At 60.2% G+C, this 11,178-nt stretch carries 11 protein-coding genes and 1 pseudogene; 9 read left to right on the forward strand and 3 right to left on the reverse strand.

The window, feature by feature from the left end:
• Positions 1–2: 2 nt before the first annotated feature.
• A complete protein-coding gene (locus tag C4Q27_RS27090; protein WP_104887674.1) occupies positions 3–725 on the forward strand; it encodes a DUF4198 domain-containing protein in 723 nt (240 codons plus the stop codon).
• Between the two features lie 42 nt (positions 726–767).
• Here the strand turns inward: C4Q27_RS27090 and C4Q27_RS29495 are convergent, their stop codons facing one another.
• From C4Q27_RS29495 to C4Q27_RS27100, 3 genes are all read right to left on the reverse strand, one after another.
• A complete protein-coding gene (locus tag C4Q27_RS29495) occupies positions 768–926 on the reverse strand; it encodes a hypothetical protein (RefSeq protein ID WP_162497224.1) in 159 nt (52 codons plus the stop codon).
• A 1-nt stretch (position 927) separates the two neighbouring features.
• Positions 928–2,244 carry a cation:dicarboxylate symporter family transporter gene (locus C4Q27_RS27095; protein ID WP_104887675.1) on the reverse strand — a complete coding sequence of 439 codons (1,317 nt, stop codon included), beginning with the start codon at positions 2,242–2,244 and terminating at the stop codon, positions 928–930.
• Positions 2,245–2,402: 158 nt separating this feature from the next.
• On the reverse strand, positions 2,403–2,816 hold the full coding sequence (locus C4Q27_RS27100) for a VOC family protein (RefSeq protein WP_064493486.1): 414 nt from the start codon (positions 2,814–2,816) through the stop codon (positions 2,403–2,405).
• Between the two features lie 101 nt (positions 2,817–2,917).
• On the opposite strand from C4Q27_RS27100, the gene C4Q27_RS27105 reads away from it, so the two are divergent.
• From C4Q27_RS27105 to C4Q27_RS27140, 8 genes and pseudogenes are all read left to right on the forward strand, one after another.
• Positions 2,918–3,790 carry a LysR family transcriptional regulator gene (locus C4Q27_RS27105; RefSeq protein WP_064493485.1) on the forward strand — a complete coding sequence of 291 codons (873 nt, stop codon included), beginning with the start codon at positions 2,918–2,920 and terminating at the stop codon, positions 3,788–3,790.
• 31 nt (positions 3,791–3,821) lie between these two features.
• Entirely contained in the window at positions 3,822–5,105 is a 1,284-nt protein-coding gene (locus C4Q27_RS27110; protein WP_104887676.1) for a DUF2254 domain-containing protein, read from the forward strand.
• Between the two features lie 128 nt (positions 5,106–5,233).
• Complete coding sequence (locus tag C4Q27_RS27115; RefSeq protein WP_064493483.1) at positions 5,234–5,623, forward strand: DUF2946 family protein; 390 nt, start codon at positions 5,234–5,236, stop codon at positions 5,621–5,623.
• Positions 5,624–5,694: 71 nt separating this feature from the next.
• Positions 5,695–7,848, forward strand: a complete 2,154-nt coding sequence (locus C4Q27_RS27120; RefSeq protein ID WP_104887677.1) for a TonB-dependent siderophore receptor — start codon at positions 5,695–5,697, stop codon at positions 7,846–7,848.
• A gap of 5 nt (positions 7,849–7,853) precedes the next feature.
• Positions 7,854–9,329, forward strand: coding sequence for a PepSY domain-containing protein (locus C4Q27_RS27125; protein ID WP_064493497.1), 1,476 nt, complete (start codon positions 7,854–7,856; stop codon positions 9,327–9,329).
• 306 nt (positions 9,330–9,635) lie between these two features.
• Positions 9,636–9,926 (forward strand): cytochrome c5 family protein, encoded by a 291-nt coding sequence (locus C4Q27_RS27130; RefSeq protein ID WP_010954210.1) that lies wholly within the window; start codon positions 9,636–9,638, stop codon positions 9,924–9,926.
• A 347-nt stretch (positions 9,927–10,273) separates the two neighbouring features.
• Positions 10,274–10,558, forward strand: a pseudogene (locus C4Q27_RS27135) (cytochrome d ubiquinol oxidase subunit II); the annotation flags it as partial.
• A 142-nt stretch (positions 10,559–10,700) separates the two neighbouring features.
• Positions 10,701–11,108: a DUF2946 family protein gene (locus tag C4Q27_RS27140; protein WP_064493480.1), complete on the forward strand. Its 408-nt coding sequence runs from the start codon at positions 10,701–10,703 to the stop codon at positions 11,106–11,108.
• The last annotated feature ends 70 nt before the right edge of the window (positions 11,109–11,178 follow it).

The raw sequence follows: 11,178 nt of genomic DNA on the forward strand, positions 1-11,178 counted from the left end.
TCATGCATCCATCGTTGAAAGTCGCATCCCTGTTGACCCTGATGGTCAGCGTCAACGCAGGCGCCCACGGCCTGTGGACCGAGGAGCGACGTGGCAATATCGAGGCCGTGTACGGCCACGGCGCCGAGGATAACGCCTACAAGGCGGAAAAGATCAAGCGCGCCTGGGCGTTCGACGCGACCGGGAACATGGTCCCGGTCACGGTCGAGCGCCTGGCGGATCATGCCGTGCTGCAACCACTTACCCCGCCTGCGGCACTTGCCGTGCTGCTGGACAACGGGCCTTGGTCGCAGCGCCCGGACAAGCAATGGGTCAATCAGGATCGCACCCACGTCAAGGATGCGATCGCCTCCACCCACAGCTTGAAATACAGCCTGGCGATCTACCAGAGCGGTGCTCGCCTGCCAAAACTGGACATGCTGCGTTTAGCGATCGTTCCCCTGAGCGACCCTCTGCAAGTCGGGCCAGGCAAGACGCTGGAAGTGCAGGTACTGCTCGATGGCAAACCGGCTGCTGATATCCCGCTGCAGGGCGATTACCGGGGCGCCCCTCACCAGGTCAGCGCCACCACCGACAAGCAAGGCCGGGCACGTATCACCGTACGCAATGAAGGACTCAACATCATCGCGGCCCAGGCTACCCTGCCAATGGCAGACGGCAGCCCCGTGGCCCAGCAGAGTCTGTTCAGTTCACTGACGTTCCTGGGTGAGCCGCACCATGAGTAACATAAGCGACCTACCTCGGCCGTGTCGGCCGAGGTATGGCAGCTATAGACGTTCGGAATGAGTGCCTGCAACCAGCATCCGCACCATGACCATCGGCACAAGCCCGGCTGCGGCCACACGGCAATCGAACACGATGGGCATGTCGATTACCTGCATGATGGGCACTTGCATCACATGCAGGGCGATCATGTCGATGAACACACTAGGTCGTTTTTGCCGAGCCCCCAGCGCTAATCGAACAGGTCAACACTTGCGGGCGCTCCCCGGGCGCTACCACCGGGGCAGCAGGCATCCGGTATTGGTTCTCCCACTTCGCCACAACCAGAGGCGCCAGTGCGTTGCCCAAGACATTCAGCGCCGTGATCGGCATGTCCATCAAGCGATAGACTCCGGCGATGAATGCAATACCTTCCACAGGCAGACCGGCACTGGTCAGCGTAGCGGTCAAGATCACGAACATGGCCCCCGGGACGCCGGCTGCGCCCTTGGAGGTCAGCACCATGATGATGATCAGCATCGCCTGGTCAGCCAAGCTCAGGGGAATTTCATACAGCTGCGCGATGAACAGCGTGCCGATGCCCACGAACAGCGATGCGCCATCCAGATTGAAGGAATAACCCGTAGGAATCACCAACGTAGCAATCGAACGCGGCGCACCGTAGGCCTCGACCTTTTCAATCAGCTGGGGCATGACAGTCGCCGAGGCGGCAGTACTGAACGCCAGGATCAACTCATCCTTGATCGCCTTGATCAGGTCGAAGATGTTGATCCCGGCAACCTTCGCGATGCCGCCCAGCACGACCACGCCGAACAGAATGACCGCGACGTAGGTGACGGCAATCAGTTTTGCCAGAGGCAGCAACGCGGAAAGCCCGAAGTTGGCGACCGTCACGCCGATCAGGCCAAAGATCCCGATGGGTGAGTAGTGCATCACGATATGCGTCACCTTGAACATCGTCGCGGAAATGGCATTGACTACCGCGATCAACGGCATTTTCTTCTCTTTGTCCAGAGCACTTAGCCCAAAGCCGAACATGACCGAGAAGAACAGGACAGGCAGCAGCTTTCCTTGCGCCATTGCACCGACGATATTGTCCGGGATGATATTGAGGATGACTTGAGCAAAACCTGTGCTCTCCGAGGTAGAGGGAAGCGAGAGCGATTGGGTGTTTGCCAGCGTCGTCAAGTTGGCACCTACGCCTGGCTGCGCAAGATTGCCAACCAGCAGGCCGCACACAATTGCGATGCTGGTCACGACAAAGAAGTAGAACAAGGCTTTCACCCCCACCCGCCCTATCGCCTTGCTATCACCATTGCCTGCGATCGCGCCGACCATGCACGCGAATACAAGAGGTATGACAATCATCTTCATCATCTTGATGAAAATATCGCCGACGGGTTGCAAAAAGCTGCTGATTATCCAGGCTTTGTACTCGGGAAAGAAATTTAGAAGTGCCCCCACTACAACCCCGAGCACAAGACCTGCAATAATTCTAGTCACCAGACTAGTCTTCGCCATACGTCCTCCAGTTATTATAATTTGGACTGTACATTGGCCGGCAAAAATGCCAAACACATCGTTGGAGCTTGTTATTTTTATTGAGTGGCCACTCATCGATACACGCCTCTTATCTCACGCAGACAAAGCGGGAGGCGCGTCCCGGACGTTTTTGCCAATCAGGTGGCAAATACACCTTCAAAGTCCTTGAACCCTTTGATCTCGATCGGGTTGCCACTGGGGTCCAGGAAAAACATCGTTCGCTGCTCCCCAGGTTGGCCCGGGAATCGTACAACCGGCGGTATGTCGAACTGCACACCATGAAGCGCCAGGCGGTCTGCCATCGCGAACCAGTCATCCAGATGCAGCACCAAGCCGATATGCGGCATCAACACTTCATGGTCGCCGACTTTACCGGTACGGGTAGTTGGAAAAGGAACACCTTTGTGAAGTGAAATCTGGTGACCGAAGAAATCGTAATCCAAATAAGTGTCACTCGTGCGGCCTTCTTTGCAGCCGAGAATGTTACCGTAGAAGTTACGAGATGCTTCGAGATCTGTAACATGGTATGAAACATGAAATAACGATTTCATAACTACCCTCTTTGGTTTCTGATAGAACTTTCGGGGAGGTTAGCGTAGCCTCGCGCAAGTGCTAAAGCGCATTTTTCCATCTCTCAGCGAAAGGAAATGTTTTGGACACTCGATTTCTCGAAAGCCTGATGGCAGTGATAGAGACTGGCTCGATTGCAGCGGCGGCTCGACGGGAAAACCTGACAGCACCTGCAGTCAGCCAGCGTATACAAGCCCTCGAGAAATCGCTGGCGTGCGAACTCCTGAACCGAAGCGCACATGCTGTCGAACCTACCGAGAAATGCCTGTCGTTGCTGCCGAAGATTCGAGATCTGATCCAGGGGGCAGCAGAGCTGAAAGAGGATCTGGACACCAGTAGCCTGTCGGGGTATCTCAAGATCGGTGCGATCTCTACAGCGTTGACAGGCATATTGCCAGAGGCCATGAATCAGCTATCAAGCATTGCCCCGCAACTAAGGCTACGCATCACGCCAGGGGACTCGCGCAGTCTTTACGAACAAGTAGCCTGCGGAGAGCTCGATGCGGGAGTCATGGTATGTCCGCCCTTCAGCGTCCCCAAAAGCATTCGTATACAGGTTCTTCGAGAAGAACCCCTGATGCTTTTGACCAAAGACCCCGTTGACAAGCGCGACATCCGCTCGACGATTCTTGGTCGAAACCTGATTCGATATGACTCACATGCCTGGGGTGGGCAGATTGCCCAGCAGTACTTGAATGACAATGACCTGCAGCCCGATGTCCTCTGTAATCTGGATGCGCTGGATGCTATCTACATCATGGTCGCCAAAGGCATGGGGGTGTCTGTTGTCCCACTCTGGGCGGGATTGAAGACTGACGACGTACAGGCAACGCCAGTGTCGGACGCTGACAGCTACATGCGCCAGGTAGTCCTGCTTCACAAGGCCAACCCCAGAAGGCCCAAGGCGGTGGAGGTATTGAAGGTACAGCTTATGAATAACTGCAGCTCCCCATAAGGGCCTACACTCTCGGCAACAGGAGGTGTTCATGATAGCTCGCTGGCGTTGGTTGGCTACGCGAATTGCCAAGCGTCTCTGGTTCAGAGCAACGCTTTTCTCCCTGTTGGGGGTGGTTACCGCGCTACTGGCCATGGTGTTCAAGGATGCAGTGCCGGTCAGCTTGCCTGCACGTATCGGTGCAGATGCCGTTGACAAGATATTGGGCATCATCGCCTCGAGCATGCTTGCCGTCACGACGTTTTCGCTCAGTACAATGGTCTCGGCCTACAGTGCCGCCAGCAGTGGCGTAACCCCGCGCGCCACTTCGTTGGTCATGGAGGACGCCACGACCCAGAACGCTCTGGCGACCTTCATCGGGTCCTTTCTCTTCAGCCTCGTCGGCATCATTGCACTGAGCACCGGAGCCTACGGTACACAAGGTCGTGTAGTGCTTTTCACCGTGACGATTGCAGTGGTGGTCCTGATCATCTACACCTTGCTGCGCTGGATTGATCACCTCTCCAAACTAGGGCGCGTAGGCGAGACGATCGACCGTGTCGAAAAAGCAGTGATCAAAGCCATCGAGCAGCGTGTTGAACACCCGTTTCTGGGCGCTGCAGCCTACCCGCCTGACCTCAAGCTTCCTGGGGTAACCCATGAAGTGAAAAGCCGCCAGACCGGCTATGTCCAGCACGTCGATGTCCTCACTTTGAGCAAGATTGCAACGCGCACCGAGATTCGAATTTTCCTCGAAGTCCTGCCTGGCACCTTTGTACATGAGGGTATGGTGGTGGCACGGGCCTTGGCCGTGGATGGCGAGCCGCTCGATGACAATGGCGCGCTGGACATCGAGATGCTCGCTGCCGTGACCATCGGCCTCAGGAGAACGTTCGAGCATGACCCGCGCTTCGGGCTTTCGGTGTTGTCAGAGATCGCCTCGCGAGCGCTTTCTCCAGCAGTAAATGATCCCGGTACAGCCATCGACATCATTGGCCGCGGCATTCGCTGCCTGACGTGTTGGGGGAAACTGCATCCCGTGGCGCAGGGCACGGATAACAAATGCCCGCAGGTCTATGTTCGTGCACTGCTGGCGGATGACCTGTTTGACGATTTTTTTGCGCCGATCAGCCGGGACGGCGCGGCTTTGCAAGAGGTCAATCTGCGTTTGATCAAAGCCCTGGTCAGCCTGGCGCGCATCAATCCCCGCGCATTTCAACCCGCCTGCAGCCGGCATGCCACGCGCTTGCTTGCACACGCGGGCAGTGGGCTTGTACTTCAACAGGACAAGGACGAACTCCGCGCGCTTGCTGCCGAACTCATCGGTGTTCAATAGGTCTCGTGCGCCTGTACCCGATTGAATATTCGTGCTTGAAAAATCACACTATTCAGATGCATCAGAAGATGTAGAATCCCTCGCCAACCTCCCAACCTGATCATTCAGTTTTCGCGCCGAGTTCTGCCATGAAGCTGGCCCACCACACACGATCACATGTCGCCTGGGTGCTGTATTTCAGCGTCCTGTTCGGCTCGTTGCTGTGCGCCATGGGCCATGGTCAAATGGCCGGGTTGCACCTGGCTGGCATGGATGATGCCGCCTGGTGCACGGCCGACAGCAGCGGCATGGTCCAAGGTGAGCAAGACTTCAGCGATCCGACCCTGCCTGCCGGCGGTGACTGTGTGATCGCCAGCCTGTTCAGCGCCACACTGCTGGCCGTATTTTTCGGCCTGCTGACCCTGCTCGCCGGCGAGCCGGGCAGCCCCTTACCCAACCAACCTCCGCCACGCCTGCCCAAGCATCGTTGGCCACTGGTCAATCCCCGCGCCTCTCCTGCTTCGCTTCTCGCGTTCTGACATCGCCACGTCCCCGTGCCGCCTGATCGGCAGCGGGCGTGTGCTCACCGATTTCAGCCAGGAAGCCTTGCATGTTCCGCATGACCACTTTGGCGCTGCTCGTTGGCAGCGCAACCTGTGCCTGGGCGCAGGATGACACCCTGACCCTGCCGGCCAGCAATGTCACGGCCACAGCCAATCAACCCAAGGAGGCAACCAGCCTTGACCTTGATCGCCCCATCGAAAGCGGCTCGCGGCTGAACCTCAGCGCCAGGGAGAACCCCGCTTCCATCAGCGTTGCCGACCGCAAGACCATGGAGCGCATCGGCGCACGTAACTTCCAGGACGCCGCCAATGCACTGCCCGGCGTTAACGCCTCGGCTCCGCCCGGCTGGGGGGGATATGTGTCGTACCGAGGGTTCAACGGTGCCCAGATCAGTCAGTTGTTCAATGGCATCAACTTGCAGTATGGCGGCGCGGCGCGCCCGGTGGGCGCCTGGATCTACGACCGCGTCGAATTGCTCGGCGGGCCATCCTCCTTCCTCAACGGCAGCGGCGCTGTCGGTGGCAGCCTCAATTTCATCACCCGGCTGGCAAGCCGTGACGAAGACACCTTCGAAGGGCGCGTCAGTTATGCACGCTACGACACCATGGAAACGTCGGTCGCCTTCAACAAGGCGCTGAACACGGGCGACGGCCCGCGCCACTATGCCCGCCTCGACTACAGCCGCACCAGCACCAACGGCTATATCGATCGGCAGGAGAATGGGGCCGGCAACCTGGCCTTCTCGCTGCTTAGCGACATCAACGATCAGCTCTCGCACACGCTGGCCATCGAATACCTGGAAGAACAAGAGGACAGCCCCTACTGGGGCACACCGGTATTGCAGCCACTGGTCGGCACACTGCACATCGACAAGCACAACCGTTTCAATAACTACAATGTCGAAGACGGTCGCTACGAGCAGCGCACCCGGTGGCTGCGCTCGATCACCGACTATCGCTTCGATGACAACACCCAACTGCGTAACACCTTCTACCACTACAACGGCCAGCGCGATTACCGCAATCTCGAGGTGTATCGCTACAACGCCGACAACAGCGCCATCGCTCGCTCAGGCGGCTATCGCCAGCGGCACGACCAGGAGGTCAACGGCGACAAGGTCGAGCTGACCCACCAGGGCCAGTTGTTCGGCCTTGCCAGCGACTGGGCGTTCGGCATGGACTACAGCACCAACCAGCAAACCAACTACCCGCTGTCCAAGGGGGCGTTCGACACGGTTGACCCGAACGGCTTCGAACCCGGGCACTTCCTCGATATCCCCGGTATGGACGCGCACATGACCAAGGGCAGAACCACCACCACCGACACCACCTCGGCCTTCGTCGAGAACCGTACCCGCCTGACCGATCAACTGTCGTTGATAACCGCGTTGCGCTACGACCATATCGACTTCGACGTGGTCGACCATGTGGCGCGAGCCAGGCTGGACCGACGCTGGGACGCCATCACCGGTCGCCTGGGGCTGGTCTATGACCTGACCTCCAACGTCAGCCTGTACACCCAATACAGCACCTCGGCCGAACCACCAGGCGGTACCCTGACCAGCGCCTCGATCAGCCAGGTCGGCGACTTCGACCTGAGCACCGGCCGTCAGGTCGAGGTAGGCAGCAAGTTCGACTTCCTCGACGGCCGCGGCTCGGCCACGGCAGCGGCGTATCGCATCGTGCGCAAGGATATCTCCGTGCCCTCCTCGACCGTGCCCAACACCACCGAGCAGGCGGGCCAGCAGACCTCCACTGGCATCGAGCTGGCAGCCTCGTTCAAGGTCACGCCCAAGCTGCTGGCGGCGGGCAACTTCAGTTGGGTAAATGCCGAATACGATGAATTCAACGAGACCATCGGCGGCGTGGTGTACTCGCGCAAGGGCAAGAACCCGGTCAACATCCCCGACCGCGTGGCCAACCTCTGGTTGACCTACGACCTGGCGCCCGGCTGGCAGGTCGGGGCCGATGCCCGCTATGTCTCATCGGTGTACGCCAACACTGCCAACACCGCATGGGTACCGTCGTACACCGTCTACGGGCTGTCCATGACCCACGACCTGGACAAACACGTGCAAGTCAGCGCGCGCCTGCGGAACCTCACCGACGAGGTGTATGCCCGCTTCATCCACCAGACCAACACCCAATACTACCTGGGTGAACCGCGCAGCCTGGAAGTCGCTGTGCAGTGGCGCTACTGATGAGCGTGAAGCGCCAGCTGTACCTGTGGCACCGCTGGCTGGGCATCGTCGCCTGCCTGTTCATGGCGCTGTGGTTCGTCTCCGGGGTTGTCATGCTGTACGTCGGCTACCCCAAGCTGACACCGGCCGAGCGCCTGGCCCACCTGCCGGCTTTGCCGGCGGGGTGCTGCGCCGAGTTGCCCGAGCATTGGGCGCAACAGCCGCTGAAGGCGCTGCGCCTGACCAGCCTGGGCGGGCGCGCGCACTACCTGCTGGAACTGGCCGACGGTCGCCGCGTCATCCTCGATGCCGCCAGCGGCGAACCTCTGGCTCGGGCCGACGCAGCCTGGGCCCTGGCCAATGCCCGGCAGTATGCCGGTGAGGCCGGGCTGGCTTACCTGGGCACCGTGGACGAGGACATGTGGACCCACTCCAGGGCATTGGATGGCGACCGCCCCTTGCATCACGTGCAGGTAGACGATACAGCCGGCACCTGGCTGTACCTGTCCAGCCGCACCGGCGAAGTGGTGCGTGACGCCACCGCCCAGGAGCGTGCCTGGAACTGGGTCGGTGCATGGCTGCATTGGCTCTATCCGCTACGGGGCGGGTTCGGCTTCGACAACGGCTGGCGTACCCTGGTGATCGGCCTGTCCCTGGGCGCAACGGTCATGGCGCTCCTGGGCATGACCGTTGGCATACTGCGCCTGCGGCTGCGCAAGCGCTATCGCAGCGGCTCGTGCAGCCCCTACCCTGGCGGCTGGCTGCGCTGGCACCACATCGGCGGGCTACTGTTCGGCACGGTGCTGGTGCTGTGGGTATTCAGCGGACTCATGTCGATGCGCCCCTGGGGTGTGACCGACAGTCGTTCGCAGTTGGTCCCCCAGGCGCTACGTCAGGGGCCTCTACGGGCGATGGATATCGGCCAGACGGTTGCCCAGGCCATGGCCAGCCTGAGCCGGGAGCCTGGGTTCAACCCTGTTGAAATCCAGTGGCAACGCCTGGGCGGCGACACCTTCCTGGTTGCCCGCAATGCCGCCGGCGATAGCCGGATTCTGGAAGCCGGCGCACCGCCGGCGCGGGCCTTGTCCGAACGACGCTTGCTGACAGCGGCCCGTGCGATGGCGGCAGGCATCGTGGTACAGGCCAACTGGCAAGGGCACTACGACGCCTACTATTTCACCCGTGACGCCCAGAGCATGTACGGCTTTCAGAGCCGCCCACTGCCGGTACTGCGCCTGCGCTTCGACGACCCCGCCAGCACGTTGGTCTACCTCGACCCGGCCAGCGCAGAAGTGGTCGCCAGCCACGATGCCAGGCAACGCGCCGGTCGCTGGCTGTTCAACCTGTTGCACAGCTGGGATCTGCAGCCACTGCTGCAAAGGCCGGTGTTACGCGAAGGCCTGATCATCGCCTTGAGCATCGGCGGCCTGGTGGTTTCACTCAGCGGCGTCGTACTAGGCTGGCGAAGGCTACGCAGAATGACCACTCGAGTTCGCGGTTGAGCCTCCTTTCGTGTTTGGCAGCGGCCTGAGCGATTGCCGCTGATCACTGAAAAAACAAAAGCCGGGACGGTAATGCGCCCCGGCTTTTGTTTGACCCGATGAAAACCCTGCCAAGAGTAAAACACCGGATCAGCTTCAACGTAGCACGGCACCTGCAAGCCGCTACCCTGCGACAGTTCGCCGCACCCTGCCAGCCAGACCGGTAGATGAAGCCCTGACACCGCACATGCGTCAGAACGTCGCACCTGACAGGGATAACCACGCTCTTAGACTCTGCCTTCCAATAAAAAACCTGAGAGGTCGGTCATGAAGAAAACACTGGCAATGCTTGCTTGCCTGGCAACCGCCAGCCTGGCTCAAGCAGCCCAGGACCCGGAGGCGGTCTTCAACCGCGCTTGCCAGATGTGCCACAACGGGCAATTGCCAATGGCGCCGAAGAAAGGTGACCACGAGGCCTGGAAGCCACGGCTGGCCCAAGGCAACGATGTTCTGGTGAAGCACGTCACCGAAGGCTTCAACGCCATGCCGCCGCGCGGCCTGTGCATGGACTGCACCGCCGACGATTACAAGGCGGTAATCGACTACATGTCCAAGTGATTCGTGCGCCAGGGACGCGCCAGGTACTGTGCGCCCCTGGCAACCTAGTCGCACCTAACCATGATGGGCGGCGTTGCTAGACCCGCGACTCGCCATTTTCAATCACAGCGAACACCGGGCAAAGGACATGCATCGAGCAGCAGGACGTCGCCGCACACTCAGCTGGGGCCTCTACGCCTGCGTGCTGTTCGCAGTGCTGCATTGCGGCCTGGGGCATGGTCAGGCCGGCGGCTTGATGCTCAACGGTGCAGGTGGCACTTTTTGTGGCCACTTAGCGACTGCGGCCAGCGCGGTCAGTTTTGACAAAGGGCTCGGCGCCACCTTCGCTGGCGTATCCACCATCGATTGCCCGCTGGTTCAGCATGCACAACCTGCTCTGGTTCATGCCGGTGCCGATCCTGGTGCTGGTGACGTGCAACGGGCTGCTACGTGCCGTGGCACGCAACGCGCACTACACGCCGTTCTTGCTGACCCTGGCCCAGATTTTCCTGGGCTACAGCGGCCTTGGCATCAGCCTGTGGCCAAACATCATCCCGCCGTCGATCAGCATCTGGGAAGCCGCAGCGACGCCCCAGAGCCAAGGCTTCATGCTGGTAGGCACACTGTTCATCCTGCCCAGTTCGCTTGGCTGATCCGACTGTTCATGATGGCCGCCGGCATGCGCAGCCATTGAGCCCTCGCCGTGGTGCGCCTGCGACAAAAAGGCGCACCACGGAACTTGTACAGCCCGCAACGGATGCGGCTTAATGCGCGCCATATTCGCTCGGGTGACTCATGCTTTCACGTGCACGCGCACAACTTTGTCTGTTCGCCTGCCTCGCCGTGCTGTTCAACCTGCTGGCGATGCCGCTCGACCGTGCCTTGCAATCACCCCGCATCGACAGCCAATCGCTGATTCTCGGCAGCTTTTGCAGCCTGCACGGTGCGCAGAGCCTGCCCAAGTCACTGCTGGCCCAGCTCAATGCCGAGCTGCCGCAATTCGACGATCAGCCGGACATGAAACACCAGGCGGGCGACTGCTGCTGTGGTCACGCCGGGCATGCCTTGCTGACCAGCGACTATTATCGCCACCTGTTCCCCCGCTATTGGCCCGACGCACTGTTGCTCGGTAACAGCCACAGGCTGTTGCTGCCGCGCGAGCAGTGGCCAAAGCTCAACCCCCGCGCCTCTCCCCTGGCCTGACCCGTCGTTTCTTGCCCACAGCTGCCCCGTGACCTGCGGTGCGCAGCCTTGCCCGACTGTCTGACCAGGA

This window comes from Pseudomonas sp. SWI36, assembly GCF_002948105.1.
Lineage (GTDB): Bacteria > Pseudomonadota > Gammaproteobacteria > Pseudomonadales > Pseudomonadaceae > Aquipseudomonas > Aquipseudomonas alloputida.